At 56.1% G+C, this 20251-nt stretch carries 21 protein-coding genes; 12 read left to right on the plus strand and 9 right to left on the minus strand.

Annotation, left to right across the window (positions count from 1 at the left end; genetic code table 11):
- The first annotated feature begins 101 nt into the window (after positions 1-101).
- Together ACMWLG_RS05375 and cutC are read left to right on the plus strand one after the other, a co-directional pair.
- Positions 102-662, plus strand: coding sequence for a VOC family protein (locus tag ACMWLG_RS05375; protein WP_045404453.1), 561 nt, complete (start codon positions 102-104; stop codon positions 660-662).
- A gap of 78 nt (positions 663-740) precedes the next feature.
- Positions 741-1484: a copper homeostasis protein CutC gene (gene cutC / locus ACMWLG_RS05380; RefSeq protein ID WP_045355966.1), complete on the plus strand. Its 744-nt coding sequence runs from the start codon at positions 741-743 to the stop codon at positions 1482-1484.
- A gap of 261 nt (positions 1485-1745) precedes the next feature.
- Here the strand turns inward: cutC and cmoB are convergent, their stop codons facing one another.
- Genes cmoB through ACMWLG_RS05405 form a run of 5 tightly spaced genes read right to left on the minus strand, consistent with a single transcriptional unit; the run spans position 1746 to position 5326 of the window.
- Positions 1746-2717 (minus strand): tRNA 5-methoxyuridine(34)/uridine 5-oxyacetic acid(34) synthase CmoB, encoded by a 972-nt coding sequence (cmoB, locus tag ACMWLG_RS05385; RefSeq protein WP_045404454.1) that lies wholly within the window; start codon positions 2715-2717, stop codon positions 1746-1748.
- Positions 2714-3457 carry a carboxy-S-adenosyl-L-methionine synthase CmoA gene (gene cmoA, locus ACMWLG_RS05390; RefSeq protein WP_045355967.1) on the minus strand — a complete coding sequence of 248 codons (744 nt, stop codon included), beginning with the start codon at positions 3455-3457 and terminating at the stop codon, positions 2714-2716. The genes cmoB and cmoA overlap by 4 nt, the downstream gene beginning before the upstream one ends.
- 40 nt (positions 3458-3497) lie before the next feature.
- Positions 3498-3893, minus strand: a complete 396-nt coding sequence (locus ACMWLG_RS05395) for an MAPEG family protein (protein ID WP_021240443.1) — start codon at positions 3891-3893, stop codon at positions 3498-3500.
- Between the two features lie 51 nt (positions 3894-3944).
- Positions 3945-4763 carry a DUF72 domain-containing protein gene (locus ACMWLG_RS05400; protein WP_045404455.1) on the minus strand — a complete coding sequence of 273 codons (819 nt, stop codon included), beginning with the start codon at positions 4761-4763 and terminating at the stop codon, positions 3945-3947.
- Positions 4760-5326: a hydrolase gene (locus tag ACMWLG_RS05405; protein ID WP_045404456.1), complete on the minus strand. Its 567-nt coding sequence runs from the start codon at positions 5324-5326 to the stop codon at positions 4760-4762. Before ACMWLG_RS05405 ends, ACMWLG_RS05400 begins: the two co-directional genes overlap by 4 nt.
- A 263-nt stretch (positions 5327-5589) precedes the next feature.
- Between ACMWLG_RS05405 and aspS the strand changes: the two genes are divergently transcribed.
- The 6 genes from aspS (at position 5590) to ruvB (ending at position 10845) form a co-directional block, all read left to right on the plus strand.
- Positions 5590-7362: an aspartate--tRNA ligase gene (gene aspS / locus ACMWLG_RS05410; protein ID WP_045355970.1), complete on the plus strand. Its 1773-nt coding sequence runs from the start codon at positions 5590-5592 to the stop codon at positions 7360-7362.
- A gap of 1 nt (position 7363) precedes the next feature.
- Complete coding sequence (nudB, locus tag ACMWLG_RS05415) at positions 7364-7807, plus strand: dihydroneopterin triphosphate diphosphatase (RefSeq protein ID WP_008500446.1); 444 nt, start codon at positions 7364-7366, stop codon at positions 7805-7807.
- A 27-nt stretch (positions 7808-7834) separates the two neighbouring features.
- A complete protein-coding gene (locus tag ACMWLG_RS05420; RefSeq protein WP_008500447.1) occupies positions 7835-8575 on the plus strand; it encodes a YebC/PmpR family DNA-binding transcriptional regulator in 741 nt (246 codons plus the stop codon).
- 34 nt (positions 8576-8609) lie between these two features.
- Complete coding sequence (ruvC, locus tag ACMWLG_RS05425) at positions 8610-9131, plus strand: crossover junction endodeoxyribonuclease RuvC (protein WP_003859749.1); 522 nt, start codon at positions 8610-8612, stop codon at positions 9129-9131.
- Positions 9132-9211: 80 nt separating this feature from the next.
- Positions 9212-9826, plus strand: coding sequence for a Holliday junction branch migration protein RuvA (ruvA, locus tag ACMWLG_RS05430; RefSeq protein WP_045355971.1), 615 nt, complete (start codon positions 9212-9214; stop codon positions 9824-9826).
- A gap of 8 nt (positions 9827-9834) precedes the next feature.
- A complete protein-coding gene (gene ruvB, locus ACMWLG_RS05435; RefSeq protein ID WP_023312235.1) occupies positions 9835-10845 on the plus strand; it encodes a Holliday junction branch migration DNA helicase RuvB in 1011 nt (336 codons plus the stop codon).
- Positions 10846-10902: 57 nt separating this feature from the next.
- On the opposite strand, the gene znuB is transcribed toward ruvB, so the two are convergent.
- On the minus strand, positions 10903-11688 hold the full coding sequence (gene znuB, locus ACMWLG_RS05440) for a zinc ABC transporter permease subunit ZnuB (protein WP_045404458.1): 786 nt from the start codon (positions 11686-11688) through the stop codon (positions 10903-10905).
- The gene (gene znuC / locus ACMWLG_RS05445) at positions 11685-12440 is read right to left on the minus strand and encodes a zinc ABC transporter ATP-binding protein ZnuC (RefSeq protein WP_023312233.1); all 756 of its coding nucleotides are present in this window, start codon (positions 12438-12440) and stop codon (positions 11685-11687) included. The genes znuB and znuC overlap by 4 nt, the downstream gene beginning before the upstream one ends.
- A 77-nt stretch (positions 12441-12517) precedes the next feature.
- Here znuC and znuA point away from each other — a divergent pair, with 77 nt between their 5' ends.
- The 3 genes from znuA (at position 12518) to lpxM (ending at position 15890) form a co-directional block, all read left to right on the plus strand.
- Positions 12518-13462, plus strand: a complete 945-nt coding sequence (gene znuA, locus ACMWLG_RS05450) for a zinc ABC transporter substrate-binding protein ZnuA (RefSeq protein ID WP_045404493.1) — start codon at positions 12518-12520, stop codon at positions 13460-13462.
- A 15-nt stretch (positions 13463-13477) separates the two neighbouring features.
- A complete protein-coding gene (gene mepM / locus ACMWLG_RS05455; RefSeq protein WP_023312231.1) occupies positions 13478-14797 on the plus strand; it encodes a murein DD-endopeptidase MepM in 1320 nt (439 codons plus the stop codon).
- A gap of 121 nt (positions 14798-14918) precedes the next feature.
- Positions 14919-15890 carry a lauroyl-Kdo(2)-lipid IV(A) myristoyltransferase gene (gene lpxM / locus ACMWLG_RS05460; RefSeq protein WP_023312230.1) on the plus strand — a complete coding sequence of 324 codons (972 nt, stop codon included), beginning with the start codon at positions 14919-14921 and terminating at the stop codon, positions 15888-15890.
- Between the two features lie 45 nt (positions 15891-15935).
- Here the strand turns inward: lpxM and pyk are convergent, their stop codons facing one another.
- Both pyk and ACMWLG_RS05470 read right to left on the minus strand, forming a co-directional pair.
- Complete coding sequence (gene pyk / locus ACMWLG_RS05465) at positions 15936-17378, minus strand: pyruvate kinase (RefSeq protein WP_008500455.1); 1443 nt, start codon at positions 17376-17378, stop codon at positions 15936-15938.
- A 140-nt stretch (positions 17379-17518) separates the two neighbouring features.
- Positions 17519-18388, minus strand: a complete 870-nt coding sequence (locus ACMWLG_RS05470; RefSeq protein WP_023312229.1) for a MurR/RpiR family transcriptional regulator — start codon at positions 18386-18388, stop codon at positions 17519-17521.
- Between the two features lie 356 nt (positions 18389-18744).
- Here ACMWLG_RS05470 and zwf point away from each other — a divergent pair, with 356 nt between their 5' ends.
- Complete coding sequence (zwf, locus tag ACMWLG_RS05475) at positions 18745-20220, plus strand: glucose-6-phosphate dehydrogenase (protein WP_023312228.1); 1476 nt, start codon at positions 18745-18747, stop codon at positions 20218-20220.
- The last annotated feature ends 31 nt before the right edge of the window (positions 20221-20251 follow it).

The raw sequence follows: 20251 nt of genomic DNA on the forward strand, positions 1-20251 counted from the left end.
TGTGCATAATCATGCAGTCGCAAAAAGCCAGATTCTGCGGTTGGTCAAAACAGGGCAACAGAGTAAATTAGCGGCTTTGTGACATGAAAAGAGAGTGACTTATGGCGAACTGGCAATCCATTGACGAACTGCATGATATTTCCGCAGATTTACCGCGCTTCACCCAGGCGTTCACAGATCTTGCCACCCGTCTCGGTCTGGATATCGCGCCGCTTGAGGCCGATCACATCTCTTTGCGCTGTCATCAGAATGCCACGGCGGAGCGCTGGCGTCGCGGGTTCGAACGGTGCGGCGAGTTGCTCTCCGAGAACATCATCAATGGCCGTCCCATTTGCCTGTTCAAACTGCATGAACCGGTGAACGTGGCGCACTGGCAATTCACCGTGGTTGAACTGCCGTGGCCGGGCGAGAAACGCTATCCGCACGAAGGCTGGGAGCATATCGAAATTGTCCTGCCGGGTGAGCCGGAAACGTTGAACGCGCGCGCGCTGGCCCTCCTTTCCGACGAAGGCTTAAGCAAACCGGGAATTTTTGTGAAGACGAGTTCACCCAAAGGCGAGCGCGAGCGGTTACCTAACCCGACGCTGGCCGTCACTGACGGACAGGTCACGGTGAAGTTTCATCCGTGGACCATTGAGCAGATCGTTGCCAGCGAAGCGTAAGAGATGTGAGTTCACGCCGGGACTGAAAACGGACGGCGTGTCATGATATTTCGTTTAGTGGAATTTCAGGAGGATTAAATGGCGCTGCTGGAGATTTGTTGTTACAGCGTGGAGTGTGCCGTGACCGCGCAAAAGCACGGGGCTGACCGCATTGAACTGTGCGCGGCACCCAAAGAGGGCGGGCTGACGCCGTCTTACGGCGTGTTGAAGTCTGCCCGTCAGGCCGTCACCATTCCCGTTCACCCGATTATTCGTCCGCGCGGCGGTGATTTTTGTTACACGGCGGGCGAGTTCAGTGCCATGCTTGATGATATCGCGCTCGTTCGGGACCTCGGGTTTCCAGGGCTGGTGACCGGCCTGCTGGATGAAGACGGCAATATCGATATACCGCGCATGCGTCAGATTATGAGCGCCGCGCAGGGGCTGGCCGTCACTTTTCATCGCGCATTTGATATGTGTAAAGATCCGCTTCAGGCCTTTGAAACGCTTGGAGAACTTGGCGTGGCGCGCATCCTCACATCGGGTCAGCAGGCGTCAGCTGAAAAAGGACTGCAATTAATTACGGAACTAAAAGCACATTCCGGTGTTCCAATAATAATGGCGGGTGCGGGAGTCCGCGCCAGCAATCTGGAACGGTTTTTAAACGCAGGGGTAGAAGAGCTGCACAGCTCCGCGGGTAAATGGATACCTTCGCCCATGCGTTATCGCAATACAGGATTGTCAATGTCGACGGATGCTGAAGCGGATGAGTATTCACGCTATGGCGTAGAGGGAGAGTCGGTTGCGGAAATGAAGTCGCTGATTGAGCGCCATCACGTGTAGCAACGTACCGATTTTTACCGCGCATCATGTCGCCCAATATGATGCTTGCTTGTACCAGGCCCCTGCAATTTCAACAGGGGCCTTTTTTTGTCTTTCATGCTTCAAGCCGCAGCTGCGTTGGCCGCCTCGCTCACCCCGGTCACTTACTGATGTAAGCTCCCGGGGATTCGCTGCGTAGCCGCCTTGCTGCAACCTGAACTATTTCGAAGAAAACGTGCTACGAGTAGGCCGTTAAGGCGTAGCCGCCACCCGGCTAAAAGGCTACGGCTTGGTCGCAATCAACACCGCACGCATCGGAGCCGGATAGCCTTCGATGGTTTTGCTGTGGTCGGCCGGGTCGAGGAACTGCTCCAGCGATTCGGTGATCATCCAGTCGGTGCGGCGCTGTTCCTCGAGCGAGGTCACGCTGACGTCGGCAATCCGCACATCCACAAACCCGCACTTCTCCAGCCAGTTCTTCAGCGCCAGCGCGGAAGGGATGAAGTAAACGTTGCGCATCTGTGCGTAGCGATCGCCCGGCACAAGAACGTCATGTTCATCGCCTTCAATTACCAGCGTTTCCAGCACCAGCTCGCCGCCGCTGACCAGCTGATCCTTCAATTGCCACAGGTGTTCAAGCGGGGAACGACGGTGGTACAGTACGCCCATGGAGAAGACGGTATCAAAGGCTTTCAGGGCAGGGAGTTGTTCAATGCCCAGCGGCAGCAGGTGCGCGCGCTGGTCGTTACCCAGCAGCTTGCGCACCGCTTCAAACTGGCACAGGAACAGCTGCATCGGGTCAATACCGACCGCCAGATGCGCGCCCGCGCCAATCATGCGCCACATGTGGTAACCGCTGCCGCAGCCCACGTCCAGTATGGTACGTCCGGTCAGGTCGGAAAGGTGAGGCAGAACGCGATCCCATTTCCAGTCCGAGCGCCATTCGGTATTGATGTTCACGCCGTAAAGTGAAAACGGCCCTTTGCGCCACGGCATCAGGTTACGCATCAGCGTTTCGATGCGGTTGATCTGTCCGGCCGGAAGCGGCTCTTCGCTCTCGGCGGTTACGCTGTGCAGAAGATCCAGACGATGCGGGGTCAGTTCGGGCAGAAACTCCACCGCATTTGACCACTGCTTTAACAGGCCGTGCTGCTGATCGCGCTGCCAGGCGGCAATCTGCGCGGGCAAGGTTTCCAGCCAGTGGGAGAGCTGGTTTTTGGCAATCAGCTGATAGAAGTTGCTGAATTCGATCATGCGGATTCTCCCGCTTTCAACGCCACCAGAGAGCCGAAGTTAAAGCACTGGAACCACAGTTCGCTGTGCTCAAATCCGGCTTTGCGCAGGCGCGCTTTGTGGGTTTCTACGGAATCCGTCAGCATCACGTTTTCGAGCATGCTGCGCTTCTGGCTGATCTCCAGCTCGCTGTAGCCGTTCGCCCGTTTGAAATCGTGGTGCATATTGAACAGCAGTTCGCCAACCTCGGCATCTTCGAAGCTGAATTTCTCCGAGAGCACCAGAGCGCCGCCGGGATTCAGCCCCTGATAAATTTTGTCCAGCAGCAGCTGACGGTCTTCAGGCACCAGGAACTGCAGGGTGAAATTCAGCACCACCATCGACGCGTTATCGATCTCAATATCGCGGATATCGCCTTCCACCACGTCTACGGGAACAGGGGCTTTATACGCGTCAATGTGGCGACGGCAGCGCTCAACCATCGCCGGGGAGTTATCGACGGCAATGATTCGGCAGCCTTCGTGGTGAACGTTACGACGAACCGACAGCGTTGCCGCGCCGAGCGAGCAGCCCAGGTCATAGACCTGCGTGCCGGGTTGAACGAAGCGCTCAGCCAGCATGCCGATCATTGAGATAATATTGGAATAACCGGGAACAGAGCGCTGGATCATATCCGGGAAGACTTCGGCTACCCGTTCATCGAAGGTCCAGTCGCCCAGGCTGGCGATAGGCGCGGAAAAAAGCGTGTCGCGATCTGACATAACGTAAAAATCCGGGAAAAATAAAGTGGCGTATTGTGCGCTAATGGAGGGAGAAAACCAACTCCCACGGCATATACCACAGGTTAGCCAGCACCATCAGCAAAAGCGAACACCAGGTCGCACTCATGCCGGAACGACGCCAGCGGATTAAGCGGTGGTGAAAACCGTAATAGTGCATCAGGCGGCCAGCAATAAGAAGCAGGCCACAGATGTGCACCATCCAGGTTTCTGCGCCATTCATCTCCATAAACAGCAGCAGGATTAAGGCTGCGGGGATGTATTCGACCGCGTTGCCATGAATGCGGATAGCACTTTGTAGCTCGGAAAATCCGCCGTCACCGTAAGAGACGCGGTACAGCGTTCTGAGGCGCACAACATCAAATGAAAACTTAATCAGCAGTAATGCACCTAACACCGCATACAGCGCGCTGACCATACAAACTCCCTGTTTTTGGCAGATGGCACTTCACTATGATAGGGGGTGATATCAGAAAAGAGAAGATTGTTGTGGGATGGAAGGGGCGCTGCCCACGGACGGCACCGCAGCCTGCAAGGCCTGCCAAAGAGCATCGACCAGTTCGGGGGCCTGGGCAATATCCGGCGTGTGCAAAAAGAGATACGGTGTGGTGGCGTGTTCCCACGAGGCCAGTTTTTCCAGCCAGACGGCGAACATCGCCTGGTTTTGCTGCATGTTGTCGCTGCCGATAAATCTGACCATTGGGTTATGCGCGGTCACGATGGCGTGGACCGGCACTTTCGGTTTTTTACGCTGAGCTTCAACGATGGCTTCGCTATGGGGGACAGCGCTGTGCACCGGTCGGCTATCGAGGATCACCCGGTTAACGGAACGCTCAAGCAGGCCGCGATTGAGCGCTTTTTCTGCTTCGCCCTTCGCAAAAAATTCAGGATGCCTGACTTCAACGCCGTAGGTGAATTCGCGGGGCAGGGCATCCAGGAACTGCCAGAGCGCAGGCAAATCGCGCGGGCCAAACGTGGCGGGTAGCTGGATCCAGTACTGACCGATGCGGTTCGCGAGCGGCGACATGCGCGTAAAAAACTCTTCGGTCAAATCACCGCAGTTGCGCAGCGCGGCCTGGTGGGAAATGGTGGACGGAAACTTAAAGCAGAAGCGGAAGTCGTCGGTGGTTTGTTCCCGCCAGCGCGCAACAATCTCGGCTTTGGGGAGCGCATACAGGGTGGTGTTACCCTCGACACAGTTGAAGTGCCGGGCATACTCCTCAAGGCTGGTGATGCCAAGGCGCACCCATTTCGGGTGCGACCACTGGGGCAGGCCCACGTACATCATAGCGCGCTGACAATCTCATCCGTGCTGCGCACGCGGCCGATGCGCGGGAAGATATGGGTCATGCTGCCCTGGTGCTGTTCCTCGGAGGCCGCGCTGCAGGCATCTTCGGCGATCACCAGATTAAAGCCCAGCTCCCACGCGTTGCGGGCGGTAGACTCCACGCCGATGTTGGTGGAAATGCCGCACAGGATGATGGTGTCGATGCCGCGACGGCGGAGCTGCAGCTCGAGATCGGTACCGTAAAAAGCGCCCCACTGGCGTTTGGTCACTTCAATATCGCTGTCGCGTTTGCCGAGTGCGGCCGGGTACGTCCACCAGTTTTCCGGCAGGGCGCGTGCAGGAACCTGGGCATCAACGGGCTGTTTTAACGCTTCGGCGTAATCAGCGGACCAGCCGACTCGCACCATGACAACAGGCGCACCGCTGGCACGACATGTTTCCGCCAGGCGAGCAGCGCGGTTGACCACATCATCCGCAGTATGCGGGCCACCGGCGAAGGGCAGAATGCCTTCCTGTAAATCAATCACAACAAGTGCGGTTTTACTGGCATCAAGTGTTAACATCGTTACTCCCGTTAAATGAATCACTTCCAGACACCATACGACGTCATGGCCTGTTCCTGGTCGGATAATTTTGTTAATTTTTGTGAGAATGCGCAATAAGAGTGCAGCAAACGACCGCCTGGCCGTGGTTCGCTCTTATCGTCCGGCGGAATTTCCAGTATAATAGCCGCCTTTTTTCATCCAGTTGTGACATACAGAAAGCTGCGACATAGTAGCCTGCATACCAGGCGACATTTAGCCTGCGGCTAATTAAGGGATATCTCATGCGTACAGAATATTGCGGGCAGCTGCGTCAGTCCCACGTTGGACAGCAGGTAACCCTGTGTGGTTGGGTCAATCGTCGTCGTGATCTTGGTAGCCTTATCTTCATCGATATGCGCGACCGCGAAGGTATCGTTCAGGTGTTCTTCGATCCGGATCGCGCAGATGCGTTGAAGCTGGCCTCTGAGCTGCGTAATGAGTTCTGCATTCAGGTTACCGGCACAGTGCGCGCGCGTGACGAGAAAAATGTCAACGCCGACATGGCGACGGGTGCCATCGAAGTGCTGGCGTCCGATCTGGTGATCATCAACCGTGCAGAAGCGCTGCCGCTGGACTCCAACCACGTCAACACTGAAGAAGCGCGTCTGAAATACCGCTACCTGGATCTGCGTCGTCCGGAAATGGCTCAGCGTCTGAAAACCCGTGCGAAAATCACCAGCCTGGTGCGCCGCTTTATGGATGACCACGGTTTCCTCGACATCGAAACCCCGATGCTGACTAAAGCCACGCCGGAAGGCGCACGCGATTACCTGGTTCCATCCCGCGTTCATAAAGGCAAATTCTACGCGCTGCCGCAGTCTCCACAGCTGTTCAAACAGCTGCTGATGATGTCCGGCTTCGATCGCTACTATCAGATTGTTAAATGCTTCCGCGACGAAGACCTGCGCGCTGACCGCCAACCAGAATTTACCCAGATCGATGTGGAAACCTCCTTCATGACCGCCGAGCAGGTGCGTGAAGTGATGGAAGCTCTGGTGCGTAGCCTGTGGAACGACGTGAAAGGCGTTGAGCTGGGCGATTTCCCTATCATGACCTTCGCTGAAGCCGAGCGTCGTTACGGCTCTGACAAACCAGACCTGCGTAACCCGATGGAGCTGGTGGACGTAGCAGACCTGGTGAAAGGCGTTGAGTTTGCCGTATTCGCTGGCCCGGCTAACGATCCTAAAGGCCGCGTAGCAGCGCTGCGTGTACCGGGTGGTGCTGCCCTGAGCCGCAAGCAGATCGACGACTACGGCAACTTCATCAAGATCTACGGCGCGAAAGGTCTGGCCTATATTAAAGTGACCGAGCGTGCGAAAGGTCTGGAAGGCATCACCAGCCCGGTAGCGAAATTCCTGAACGCGGACATCGTGGAAGCGATCCTTGAGCGCACCGGCGCGCAGGACGGCGACATGATCTTCTTCGGCGCAGACAACAAGAAAGTCGTGGCGGATGCGATGGGCGCGCTGCGTCTGAAGCTCGGCAAAGACCTGAGCCTGACCGACGAAAACAAATGGGCGCCGCTGTGGGTTATCGACTTCCCAATGTTTGAAGACGACGGTGAAGGCGGCCTGACCGCAATGCACCATCCGTTCACCTCGCCAAAAGAGATGACGGCGGCAGAGCTGAAAGCGGCACCGGAAGAGGCGGTCGCGAACGCTTATGACATGGTTATCAACGGCTATGAAGTGGGCGGCGGTTCCGTGCGTATTCACAGCGGTGAAATGCAGCAGACCGTGTTCGGCATTCTGGGCATCAACGAGCAGGAGCAGCGCGAGAAGTTTGGCTTCCTGCTGGACGCACTGAAATACGGTACGCCGCCGCACGCGGGTCTGGCCTTCGGTCTTGACCGTCTGACCATGCTGCTGACCGGCACCGATAACATCCGTGATGTTATCGCCTTCCCGAAAACCACTGCCGCAGCGTGTCTGATGACCGAAGCGCCAAGCTTTGCCAACCCGGCCGCACTGGCCGAACTGGGCATTGATGTGGTGAAGAAGGAAGAGAAAAACTGATATGACATATAAGCTCCCCGTTTCGGTCCTGGTGGTCATTTATGCAGAAGACACGAAGCGGGTGCTGATGTTGCAGCGGCGCGATGACCCTGAATTCTGGCAGTCGGTTACCGGCAGTCTGGAAGAGGGGGAGACCGCGCCGCAGGCCGCCGCGCGTGAAGTAAAGGAAGAGGTCGCCATTGACGTTGCCCGCGAGCAATTGACCCTGAAGGACTGTCAGCGCACGGTGGAGTTCGAAATTTTTAGCCATTTACGTCATCGCTACGCGCCGGGTACCGAGCGCAATACGGAGTCGTGGTTCTGTCTCGCGCTCCCCCATGAACGGGAGATCGTGTTTACCGAACACCTGACCTACCGCTGGGTGAATGCGGCAGATGCCGCCGCACTGACCAAGTCGTGGAGCAACCGGCAGGCGATTGAAGAATTTGTAATTAACGCAGCCTGAGAAGGCGCGATTTTTGGAGAACTTTTTATGGCAGGTCATAGTAAGTGGGCCAACACCAAACACCGCAAAGCGGCACAGGATGCCAAGCGCGGTAAGATCTTTACCAAAATCATTCGCGAGCTGGTGACAGCAGCGCGTCTGGGCGGCGGCGACCCGGCTTCTAACCCGCGTCTGCGCGCGGCGGTGGATAAAGCGCTGTCTAACAACATGACGCGTGACACCCTGAACCGTGCTATCGCACGTGGCGTGGGCGGTGATGAAGACGCGAACATGGAAACCATCATTTATGAAGGTTACGGTCCTGGCGGTACGGCGGTGATGGTTGAGTGCCTGTCCGACAACCGTAACCGTACCGTTGCGGAAGTGCGCCACGCGTTCACCAAAACCGGTGGCAACCTGGGCACCGACGGTTCCGTGGCTTACCTGTTCAGCAAAAAAGGCGTCATCTCCTTCGAGAAAGGCGACGAAGATGCGATCATGGAAGCGGCGCTGGAAGCCGGTGCGGAAGACGTAGTGACCTTCGATGACGGCGCTATCGACGTTTATACCGCGTGGGAAGAGATGGGTGCCGTGCGCGACGCGCTGGAAGCGGCTGGCCTGAAAGCGGACAACGCTGAAGTCTCCATGATCCCGTCCACCAAAGCGGACATGGATGCGGAAACGGCACCAAAACTGCTGCGTCTGATCGACATGCTCGAAGACTGCGACGACGTGCAGGAAGTGTACCACAACGGTGAAATCTCTGATGAGGTTGCAGCGACTCTCTGATGAGAGCCTGTAAACCGTTTACGGGAGACGCGTGATGTCGATTATTCTCGGGATTGACCCAGGCTCACGCGTCACCGGTTATGGCGTTATCCGTCAGGTGGGACGCCAGTTAACCTACCTGGGCAGCGGCTGTATTCGCACCAAAGTGGACGATCTTCCTTCGCGCCTGAAGCTCATTTATGCGGGCGTGTCGGAGATCATCACCCAGTTTCAGCCGGACTATTTCGCCATCGAGCAGGTCTTTATGGCGAAAAACGCCGATTCAGCGCTAAAGCTCGGTCAGGCGCGCGGTGTCGCCATCGTCGCTGCCGTGAACCAGGATTTGCCGGTATTCGAATACGCGGCACGTCAGGTCAAGCAGACGGTAGTGGGCATTGGTAGCGCGGAGAAAAGCCAGGTACAGCATATGGTGCGTACCCTGCTGAAGCTTCCCGCGAACCCGCAGGCCGACGCCGCCGATGCGCTGGCTATTGCGATTACCCACTGTCACGTCAGCCAGAATGCGATGCAAATGAGCGAGTCGCGGCTCAATCTGGCGCGAGGCAGGTTACGATAATCAGAAATCAGGCTGGATAAACATCCAGCCTTTTTTTATTATGTCGACAGTTAAATTCTCCCAGAACGCAGGAGCGTCACGTGATAGGCAGACTCAGAGGCATCATCATTGAAAAACAACCCCCGTTAGTGCTGCTGGAAGTGGGTGGCGTGGGCTATGAAGTCCATATGCCGATGACCTGCTTCTACGAGCTGCCGGACGCGGGCAAAGAGGCGATTGTCTTTACCCAGTTTGTGGTGCGTGAAGATGCCCAGCTGCTGTACGGCTTCAATAACAAGCAGGAACGGATCCTGTTCCGCGAGCTGATTAAAACCAACGGCGTTGGGCCGAAGCTGGCGCTGGCGATTTTGTCCGGCATGTCGGCACCACAGTTTGTGAATGCCGTTGAGCGCGAAGATCCTGCGGCGCTGATTAAGCTCCCGGGCATTGGTAAGAAAACCGCCGAGCGCCTGATTGTCGAAATGAAAGACCGCTTTAAAGGTCTGCATGGCGATCTGTTCACTCCGGCTGCCGATTTGGTACTGACCTCTCCTGGCGGCCCTGCGACGGATGATGACGCCGAGCAAGAAGCGGTTGCCGCGCTGGTGGCGCTGGGCTATAAACCTCAGGAGGCCAGCCGTATGGTGAGCAAAATTGCCAAACCGGACGCCAGCAGTGAAACCCTGATTCGTGAAGCGCTGCGCGCTGCATTGTGAGGTAAAGGATGATTGAAGCAGACCGCCTGGTGTCGGCAGGCACTATTCAGGCAGATGACGTGGTGGATCGCGCGATTCGCCCTAAGCTGCTTGATGAGTATATCGGCCAGCCGCAGGTTCGTTCCCAGATGGAGATTTTCATCCAGGCGGCAAAGCTGCGCGGCGATGCGCTCGATCACCTGCTCATTTTTGGCCCTCCCGGTTTAGGCAAAACCACGCTGGCGAATATCGTTGCCAATGAAATGGGCGTCAACCTGCGCACCACCTCCGGCCCCGTGCTGGAGAAGGCGGGCGATCTCGCCGCGATGCTGACCAACCTCGAACCGCATGACGTGCTGTTTATCGATGAGATCCACCGCCTGTCGCCGGTGGTGGAGGAAGTGCTCTATCCGGCGATGGAAGATTACCAGCTGGATATCATGATCGGTGAAGGCCCGGCCGCGCGCTCCATCAAAATCGATCTGCCGCCGTTTACCCTGATTGGCGCCACCACCCGCGCCGGGTCGTTGACCTCTCCGCTGCGCGACCGTTTCGGCATCGTGCAGCGTCTTGAGTTTTACCAGGTGGCGGATCTCCAGCACATCGTTGGCCGTAGCGCCCGCTATATGGGGCTCGAAATGAGCGAAGAGGGCGCGTTTGAAGTGGCGAAGCGTTCCCGCGGTACGCCGCGTATCGCCAACCGTCTGCTGCGCCGCGTGCGTGACTTTGCCGAGGTGAAGCACGATGGCTCGATTTCCGCGGAGATCGCCGCTCAGGCGCTCGATATGCTGAACGTCGATGCCGAAGGCTTTGACTATATGGACCGTAAACTGCTGCTGGCGGTGCTGGATAAGTTCTTTGGCGGCCCGGTTGGGCTGGATAACCTGGCTGCGGCTATTGGGGAAGAGCGTGAGACGATTGAAGATGTGCTGGAGCCGTATCTGATCCAGCAGGGCTTCCTGCAGCGTACCCCGCGTGGACGTATGGCAACGGTGCGGGCGTGGAATCATTTCGGCATTACGCCACCGGCAATGCCGTAATGTTGTGTTCCCTCTCCCCGTGGGAGAGGGCCGGTGAGGGCTTCTGCGCCCTCCATGTTAATTCGCGGTCTTTTTCATCATACTTAAGATAAACAGCACCGCCGCACTCAGCACCACTGACGGCCCCGCAGGCGTGTCATAGAACGCCGAGAAGGTTAACCCACCCGTTACCGCAATCATTCCGATAATCACGGCTACGCCGGCCATCTGCTCCGGCGTACGGGCAAAGCGACGCGCCGTGGCGGCAGGGATGATCAACAGCGACGTAATAATCAGCGCGCCGACAAACTTCATTGCGACACCAATCGTTAATGCCGTCACCAGCATCAGCAGCAGTTTTACGCGCTGCAGCTTCACGCCGTCGACAAATGCCAGATCAGGACTGACGGTCATGGCCAGTAAATTCCGCCACTGCCAGAGCAGAATAGCGAGCACCACCACCACGCCAACGGCGATAGCGATGAGATCTTCCGGCGTCACGGCCAGCAGGTCGCCGAAGAGGTAGGCCATCAGATCCACGCGGATGTTCGACATCAGGCTGACCACCACAAGGCCCAGAGACAGGGCACTGTGCGCCATAATGCCAAGCAGCGTATCAATGGCGAGGTGAGGGCGCTTTTCCAGCCAGACCAGACCGGCGGCCAGCAGCAGCGTGACCACAATCACCGCGTAGAAGGGGTTGACATCCAGCAGCAGACCAAAGGCAACGCCCAGCAGAGACGCGTGCGCCAGGGTATCGCCAAAATAGGACATTCTGCGCCAGACAACAAACGAGCCGAGTGGACCCGCGGCGCAGGCAAGCATAATCCCGGCCAGCCAGCCGGGCAGTAACAGTTCAATCATGAGTGTCCATTTCCCCGACGCAGTACGATTCGTCCCTGCAAATCATGGCGATGATTATGATGATGACGGTAAATACCCAGCTGTTCAGCGCCGCGGGGGCCGAACATGGAGATAAACTCCGGATGCATTGACACCACTTCAGGCGTACCGGAGCAGCAGATATGGTGGTTGAGGCACAGCACTTCGTCGGTTTTTGCCATCACCAGATGGAGATCGTGAGACACCATCAGCACGGCGCAATCAAGCTCCCGACGTAGCTGGTCGATCAAATCATAAAGCGCAACCTGCCCATTCACATCCACACCCTGAGTTGGCTCATCCAGTACCAGCAGCTGCGGGCTGCTCAGCAGCGCGCGGGCAAGTAAAACACGCTGAGTTTCACCGCCGGACAGTTTTTGCAGCGGCGCATCGACAAGATGGCCCGCCTGCACGCGTTTCAGCGCCGGGAGAATATCGGCTTTACGGGTGCCGGGGCGCAGACGCAGGAAACGGCTGACCGTCAGCGGCAGCGTGGCGTCGAGGTGAAGTTTTTGCGGCACATAGCCAATACGCAATTTTTCCTCGCGCTTAATCACGCCTTCATCGGGTGCGACCAGACCCAGCACCACGCGCACCAGGGTGGATTTGCCTGCGCCATTGGGACCGAGCAGCGTCAGAATTTTGCCGGGCTTCAGATCGAGCGACACGTCAGAGAGGACGCGGCGCTGGCCGAATGAGACCGAGATATTTTCAAGAGAAACCAATGTCGTCATGTCATTTTAAGCTTGAAGAAGTCAACGAATGTTATAATATCACATTCCACGCATTCACTACGATGATTAGTCGCATTATGTTACATAAAAATACGCTTCTTTTCGCAGCATTATCCGCTGCCCTTTGGGGTACAACCGCACAAGATGTTAACGCTGCGGTTGTCGCTTCGCTTAAACCACTCGGTTTCATCGCGTCCGCCATTGCAGACGGGGTAACTGAAACCCAGGTTCTGCTCCCTGATGGTGCATCCGAGCATGACTATTCCCTGCGCCCGTCGGATGTAAAACGCTTACAAAACGCGGACTTAGTTGTCTGGATTGGTCCTGAAATGGAAGCGTTTATGCAAAAGTCAGCAAAACAGGTTGCTGGCGAAAAACAGGTCGCGATTGCCGAACTCTCCGGCGTGAAACCGTTGCTCATGAAAGGGGCGGATGACGACGGCGACGAACATGACCATCATGCCGCAGACGGCGAAAAAGGTGATGGAGATCACCATCACGGCGAGTACAACATGCATCTTTGGTTATCCCCAGAGATAGCGCGGCTTTCAGCGGTTGCAATCCATGACAAATTAGTGGAACTTATGCCGCAAAGTCGAGCCAAACTAGACGCCAACCTGAAGGATTTTGAGGCACAATTAGCCGCAACCGATAAGCAGGTTGGTAATGAGCTCGCACCGTTGAAAGGTAAAGGGTATTTCGTTTTTCATGACGCCTACGGCTATTACGAAAAACACTACGGTTTGACCCCACTGGGCCACTTCACCGTCAACCCTGAAATTCAGCCTGGTGCGCAGCGTTTACATGAAATCAGAACACAGTTGGTTGAGCAAAAAGCGACATGCGTTTTTGCTGAGCCACAGTTCAGGCCAGCGGTCGTAGAAGCCGTGGCCAGGGGAACATCCGTGCGCATGGGAACCCTTGACCCGCTAGGTACGAATATCCAGTTGAGCAAAGCGAGCTATTCGCAGTTCCTCAGCCAACTGGCGAACCAGTATGCGAGCTGCCTGAAAGGAGATTAACGAGGAAGTGAATACGTGCAACAGATAGCCCGCTCTGTCGCCCTGGCATTTAACAATCTGCCACGACCCCACCGCGTTATGCTGGGGTCGCTTACAGTTCTCACCTTAGCGGTCGCCGTCTGGCGGCCCTATGTTTACCACCCGAGTTCTGCCCCTATCATTAAAACCATTGAGCTTGAAAAGAGCGAAATCCGTTCTTTGCTGCCTGAAGCCAGTGAGCCTATCGACCAGGCGGCTCAGGAAGATGAAGCTATCCCGCAGGATGAGCTGGACGATAAAACCGAGAACGAGGCGGGTATCCACGAATATGTTGTCTCTACCGGGGATACGCTGAGCAGCGTGCTGAACCAGTACGGCATCGACATGGGCAATATCAGCCAGCTGGCGGCTGCGGATAAAGATCTTCGCAACCTGAAAATCGGACAGCAGCTCTCCTGGACTTTAACGGCGGATGGCGATCTCCAGCGTCTGACCTGGGAAATGTCCCGCCGCGAAACCCGCACCTACGATCGCACTGCAAACGGTTTCAAGATGACCAGCGAAATGCAGAAGGGTGACTGGGTTAACAGCGTTCTGAAAGGCACCGTGGGCGCGAGCTTTGTCTCCAGCGCGCGCGATGCAGGCCTGACCAGCGCTGAAATCAGCTCGGTGATCAAAGCCATGCAGTGGCAGATGGATTTCCGCAAGCTGAAGAAGGGCGATGAGTTCTCCGTCCTGATGTCCCGCGAAATGCTGGACGGCAAGCGCGAGCAAAGCCAGCTGCTGGGCGTACGTCTGCGCTCCGAGGGCAAAGATTACTACGCGATTCGTGCCGAAGACGGCAAGTTCTATGACCGTACCGGTACGGGCCTTGCAAAAGGCTTCCTGCGCTTCCCGACGGCAAAACAGTTCCGCGTCTCCTCTAACTTTAACCCGCGTCGTCTGAACCCGGTAACCGGGCGCGTCGCGCCGCACCGTGGCGTTGACTTTGCCATGCCGCAGGGCACGCCGGTACTGGCGGTTGGAGATGGTGAAGTGGTGGTGGCCAAGCGTAGCGGTGCCGCCGGATATTATGTCGCGGTACGTCATGGCCGCACTTATACGACCCGCTACATGCACCTGCGTAAGCTGCTGGTCAAACCGGGCCAGAAGGTGAAGCGTGGTGACCGTATCGCGATCTCCGGCAATACCGGACGCTCTACCGGCCCGCACCTGCACTATGAAGTGTGGATCAACCAACAGGCCGTGAACCCGCTGACGGCGAAACTGCCGCGTACCGAAGGCCTGACCGGTAAAGATCGTACTGATTATCTGGCGCAGGTGAAAGAGGTGATGCCGCAGCTGAGCTTAAACTAAGCCCTCTGTTTTTGTTAAAAAAGCCGGCGCACACTGACGCCGGCTTTTTCTTTTGTGCGTGGACGACTGCCTCGCTACACTATCTGAATAAAATTTTGCGTCATCAGACCCTGGATCCAGCATGGAAACCAAAAAAAACAATATTGAATACATTCCTGAGTTTGAAAAATCCTTCCGCCATCCGCGCAACTGGGGCGCCTGGCTTGGTGTTTACGCCTTTGCGGGGATGGCGATGCTGCCTGCCTCTGTTCGCGATCCCGTTCTCGGTAAAATTGGCCGTCTGGCCGGGCGTTTAGGCAAGAGCGCCCGCCGCCGCGCGCAGATCAACCTTTACTACTGTTTTCCTGAGAAAAGCGACGCCGAGCGCGAGGCAATCATTGATGAGATGTATACCACCGCCCCGCAGGCAATGGCGATGATGGCTGAACTGGCGCTGAAAGGGCCGGATAAAATCGTCGATCGCGTTGACTGGAAAGGGCTGGACATCATCGAGGAGATGCGCCGCAACGACGAGAAAGTCATTTTCCTTGTCCCCCACGGCTGGGGTGTTGATATTCCGGCTATGCTGATGGCGTCTCAGGGCCAGAAAATGGCGGCGATGTTCCATAACCAGGGAAATAAAATCTACGATTTTGTCTGGAATACGGTGCGCCGTCGTTTTGGCGGACGTTTGCATGCGCGTAACGATGGCATTAAGCCCTTCATTCAGTCGGTACGTCAGGGCTACTGGGGCTATTATCTGCCGGATCAGGACCACGGCCCCGAGCACAGCGAGTTTGTCGATTTCTTTGCGACCTATAAAGCGACGCTCCCCGCGATTGGCCGCCTGATGAAAGTCTGCCGTGCCCGCGTGATCCCGCTGTTCCCGGTCTATGACGGGAAAACGCATCGCTTGAGTATTGAAGTTCGTCCGCCGATGGATGATTTGCTGACCGCAGACGACCACACGATCGCGCGTCGAATGAACGAAGAGGTGGAGATACTGGTGGGGCCGCATGCCGAACAGTATACGTGGATACTGAAGCTGCTTAAAACGCGGAAACCGGGTGAAACAGAGCCCTATAAACGTAAAGAGCTTTATCCGAGGAAATAAAAAAAGCCCTCTCCATCTGGAGAGGGCTTTTTAACACAGACGTTATTACTCGACGGTCATAACGCGCGTGGTGTTGGTTGAGCCGATGGTGCTCATCACGTCGCCCTGGGTCACAATGACGATATCACCGGATACCAGATAGCCTTTGTCGCGCAGCAGGTTTACGGCATCGTGCGCCGCAGCTACGCCGTCGTTGGTGCTGTCGAAGTGAACCGGCGTCACGCCGCGGTACAGCGCGGTCAGGTTCAGCGTACGTTCGTGACGGGACATGGCGAAGATCGGCAGACCAGAGCTGATACGAGAGGTCATCAGCGCGGTGCGGCCAGATTCGGTCATGGTGATGATCGCGGTAACGCCCTTCAGATGGTTTGCCGCGTACATCGCAGACATCGCTATCGCTTCTTCCACGTTGTCGAACTGCACGTCCAGACGGTGTTTAGAAACGTTAATGCTTGGGATCTTTTCAGCGCCCAGGCAGACGCGCGCCATGGCGGCCACGGTTTCTGCCGGATACTGGCCTGCAGCGGTTTCCGCAGAGAGCATCACCGCATCGGTACCGTCCAGCACGGCGTTAGCCACGTCCATAACTTCTGCACGGGTTGGCATTGGGTTGGTGATCATCGATTCCATCATCTGAGTGGCGGTGATCACCGCGCGGTTCAGCTGACGTGCGCGACGAATCAGCGCTTTCTGGATCCCTACCAGCTCAGGGTCGCCAATTTCCACGCCCAGGTCTCCACGCGCAACCATCACCACGTCGGATGCGAGGATCACATCGTCCATGGCATCCTGATCGCAAACGGCTTCCGCGCGTTCAACTTTCGCGACGATTTTAGCATCGCAGCCTGCATCACGAGCCAGGCGACGCGCATAGTTCAGATCTTCGCCGCAGCGCGGGAAGGAGACCGCCAGGTAGTCAACGCCGATCAGCGCAGCCGTCACGATGTCCGCTTTGTCTTTATCGGTAAGCGCTTCTGCAGAGAGGCCGCCGCCCAGTTTGTTGATGCCTTTATTGTTGGAAAGCGGGCCGCCGACGGTGACTTCGGTGAACACTTTCATGCCCTGAACTTCCAGCACCTTCAGCTGTACGCGACCGTCGTCGAGCAGCAGGATATCGCCTGGCACAACGTCAGCCGGCAGGCCTTTATAGTCGATACCGACTTTCTCTTTATCGCCTTCGCCTTTGCCCAGGTTGGCATCCAGCAGGAATTTGTCGCCGATATTGAGGAAAACTTTACCCTCTTTAAAGGTCGATACGCGGATTTTTGGACCCTGCAAATCGCCGAGGATAGCAACGTGGCGGCCCAGTTTGGCTGCGATTTCACGCACTTTATCGGCACGTAACTTATGGTCTTCTGGCGTACCGTGAGAGAAGTTCATACGCACCACGTTGGCGCCGGCAGCGATAATTTTCTCAAGATTATTATCGCGATCGGTGGCCGGGCCTAAGGTGGTTACGATCTTGGTTCTGCGAAGCCTTCTGGACATGTAATACTCCGTTGACTGAAACAACTTTGGTGTTGCGTGAACATTGAATCGGCCTTCATCTGCTGCAAGGCAGCGGAGAGTGGACCGAATGCCGTAAATCGTTACATCGTAATTATTGGTTACGTCTTCGTTATCAACTATCAGGGAACATCGCTCTTTATAAGCAATTCTTTATCAAAACGCGATTCCTTCAGCGCTTCCTTGACCCGCTTCAAGTTATCCCGGAATTTTGCGCCCCGACGTAAGGTAAAACCGGTTGCCAGCACGTCAATCACGGTAAGCTGCGCCAGTCGGGAAACCATCGGCATATAAATGTCGGTGTCTTCCGGCACGTCGAGGGTGATCGCCAGCGTCGCCTCACGCGCCAGCGGCGTGCCTGCCGTGGTGAGGGCAATCACCATGGCATCGTTTTCACGGGCCAGCTGTGCCAGCTCTACCTGACTCTTGGTGCGGCCGGTGTGCGAAATCAGTACCACGACGTCATCTTCACTGCAATTCATACAGCTCATGCGTTGCAGCACAATGTCATCGGAATAAATAACCGGGACGTTAAAGCGGAAAAATTTGTTCATGGCGTCATGCGCCACGGCTGCCGACGACCCGAGACCAAAGAACGCAATCCGCTTGGCCTGGGTGAGCAAATCCACCGCGCGATTCACGGAACTCATGTCCAGAGACTGGCGCACGTGGTCAAGCGAAGCCATGGCCGATTCAAAAATTTTCGCGGTATAGGCATCAACGCTGTCGTCTTCATCCACATTACGATTAACATATGGGGTGCCGTTAGCCAGACTTTGTGCCAGATGCAGTTTAAAATCAGGAAAGCCGCGCGTTTCCAGGCTACGGCAAAAGCGATTGACCGTGGGTTCGCTAACACCCGCTTCCTGTGCCAGAGCGGCGATGCTTGAATGAATCGCCTGAGCGGGAGAGGCGAGAATGACCTCAGCCACTTTTCGCTCGGATTTGCTAAGGTGTTCCAGTTGAAACTGGATTTTTTCCAGCATGTTCATGTTAACAGGATGCTCATGGGTGTAAACGATTTCATAAATTGATGAAATCGTGATTCGATTTAGCCGATATTACCCCTGTGGCTTCCATTAAGGGTAACAATCGACAAGATAATGTTGTTGTTTTTTTTCATTACTTGATCGGTGTCGGGTTTTGCTGTGACCCTGTTGCGCAAAGAAACGACGGTTGTTGCGTCATTACGCCGTCGTAATCACCCAGATGGTGAAAAATCGCGGTATCGCACGCGACGATAAGCGCTAATGGTTTCGGGAATGACGTAAAAGCAGTACAGTGCATTGTAATAAAATTACAACGATACCTGGCAGAAGTACCAGGTGATCCAACTGAGGAGAATGACATGGCGGTAACGCAAACAGCCCAGGCATGTGACCTGGTCATTTTCGGCGCGAAAGGCGACCTTGCACGCCGAAAATTGCTGCCTTCCCTGTATCAACTGGAGAAAGCGGGCCAAATTCATCCGGATACCCGTATCCTGGGTGTCGGGCGCGCTGACTGGGACAAGGACGCTTATACCAAAGTCGTCCGCGAGGCGCTCGAAACTTTCATGAAAGAAAAAATTGATGAAAGTTTGTGGGATACCCTGAGTGGACGCCTCGATTTCTGCAACCTGGACGTCAACGACGTCAGCGCGTTTACCCGCTTAGGCGCGATGCTGGATCAGAAAAACCGTGTCACCATTAACTATTTCGCCATGCCGCCAAGCACCTTCGGCGCCATCTGCAAAGGTCTGGGCGAAGCCAAACTGAACGCCAAACCGGCGCGCGTCGTGATGGAGAAGCCGCTGGGTACGTCGCTGGCAACCTCGCGTGAAATCAACGACCAGGTGGGCGAGTTCTTTGAAGAGTGCCAGGTCTACCGCATTGACCACTATCTCGGTAAAGAGACGGTTCTGAACCTGCTGGCGCTGCGTTTCGCTAACTCCCTGTTTGTGAATAACTGGGACAACCGCACTATCGACCACGTGGAAATCACCGTAGCGGAAGAGGTGGGGATTGAAGGTCGCTGGGGTTACTTTGACCAGGCCGGCCAGATGCGCGACATGATCCAGAACCACCTGCTGCAAATTCTGTGCATGATTGCCATGTCTCCACCGTCTGACCTGACGGCTGACAGCATCCGTGACGCAAAAGTGAAAGTGCTGAAGTCACTGCGCCGCATCGACCGCTCCAACGTGCGTGAGAAGACCGTCCGCGGTCAGTACACCGCCGGGTTTGCGCAAGGCAAAAAAGTGCCGGGCTACCTGGAAGAAGAGGGCGCGAACAAGTCCAGCAACACCGAGACGTTCGTGGCGATCCGCGTGGATATCGACGACTGGCGCTGGGCGGGCGTTCCGTTCTACCTGCGCACCGGTAAACGTCTGCCGGCTAAATGTTCCGAAGTGGTTGTGTACTTCAAAAACCCGGAACTGAACCTGTTCAAAGAGTCCTGGCAGGAACTGCCGCAGAACAAGTTGACCATTCGTCTGCAGCCGGACGAAGGGGTGGATATCCAGATCCTGAACAAAGTGCCGGGGCTGGATCATAAACACAACCTGCAGACCACCAAGCTGGATCTGAGCTACTCCGAAACCTTCAACCAGACGCACCTGGCCGATGCTTACGAGCGTCTGCTGCTGGAAACCATGCGCGGTATCCAGGCGCTGTTCGTGCGTCGCGACGAAGTGGAAGAGGCGTGGAAATGGGTCGACTCCATCACCGAAGCCTGGGCTGCCGATCAGGATGCGCCAAAACCGTACCAGGCTGGTACATGGGGACCTGTCGCGTCGGTGGCGATGATCACCCGCGATGGCCGCTCCTGGAACGAGTTTGAGTAAGATAATCCTCTAGCTCGAAAGTGTTATTTTA

This window comes from Enterobacter sp. 01-M-02-SI-ECC (assembly GCF_047530595.1).
GTDB lineage: Bacteria > Pseudomonadota > Gammaproteobacteria > Enterobacterales > Enterobacteriaceae > Enterobacter > Enterobacter cloacae_M.

Coding starts and splice junctions, on each gene's coding strand:
- ACMWLG_RS05375 (WP_045404453.1), top strand. CDS start 102: ATGGCGAACTGGCAATCCATTGACGAACTGCATGATATTTCCGCAGAT.
- cutC (WP_045355966.1), top strand. CDS start 741: ATGGCGCTGCTGGAGATTTGTTGTTACAGCGTGGAGTGTGCCGTGACC.
- cmoB (WP_045404454.1), bottom strand. CDS start 2,717: ATGATCGAATTCAGCAACTTCTATCAGCTGATTGCCAAAAACCAGCTC.
- cmoA (WP_045355967.1), bottom strand. CDS start 3,457: ATGTCAGATCGCGACACGCTTTTTTCCGCGCCTATCGCCAGCCTGGGC.
- ACMWLG_RS05395 (WP_021240443.1), bottom strand. CDS start 3,893: ATGGTCAGCGCGCTGTATGCGGTGTTAGGTGCATTACTGCTGATTAAG.
- ACMWLG_RS05400 (WP_045404455.1), bottom strand. CDS start 4,763: ATGATGTACGTGGGCCTGCCCCAGTGGTCGCACCCGAAATGGGTGCGC.
- ACMWLG_RS05405 (WP_045404456.1), bottom strand. CDS start 5,326: ATGTTAACACTTGATGCCAGTAAAACCGCACTTGTTGTGATTGATTTA.
- aspS (WP_045355970.1), top strand. CDS start 5,590: ATGCGTACAGAATATTGCGGGCAGCTGCGTCAGTCCCACGTTGGACAG.
- nudB (WP_008500446.1), top strand. CDS start 7,364: ATGACATATAAGCTCCCCGTTTCGGTCCTGGTGGTCATTTATGCAGAA.
- ACMWLG_RS05420 (WP_008500447.1), top strand. CDS start 7,835: ATGGCAGGTCATAGTAAGTGGGCCAACACCAAACACCGCAAAGCGGCA.
- ruvC (WP_003859749.1), top strand. CDS start 8,610: ATGTCGATTATTCTCGGGATTGACCCAGGCTCACGCGTCACCGGTTAT.
- ruvB (WP_023312235.1), top strand. CDS start 9,835: ATGATTGAAGCAGACCGCCTGGTGTCGGCAGGCACTATTCAGGCAGAT.
- znuB (WP_045404458.1), bottom strand. CDS start 11,688: ATGATTGAACTGTTACTGCCCGGCTGGCTGGCCGGGATTATGCTTGCC.
- znuC (WP_023312233.1), bottom strand. CDS start 12,440: ATGACGACATTGGTTTCTCTTGAAAATATCTCGGTCTCATTCGGCCAG.
- znuA (WP_045404493.1), top strand. CDS start 12,518: ATGTTACATAAAAATACGCTTCTTTTCGCAGCATTATCCGCTGCCCTT.
- lpxM (WP_023312230.1), top strand. CDS start 14,919: ATGGAAACCAAAAAAAACAATATTGAATACATTCCTGAGTTTGAAAAA.
- pyk (WP_008500455.1), bottom strand. CDS start 17,378: ATGTCCAGAAGGCTTCGCAGAACCAAGATCGTAACCACCTTAGGCCCG.
- ACMWLG_RS05470 (WP_023312229.1), bottom strand. CDS start 18,388: ATGAACATGCTGGAAAAAATCCAGTTTCAACTGGAACACCTTAGCAAA.
- zwf (WP_023312228.1), top strand. CDS start 18,745: ATGGCGGTAACGCAAACAGCCCAGGCATGTGACCTGGTCATTTTCGGC.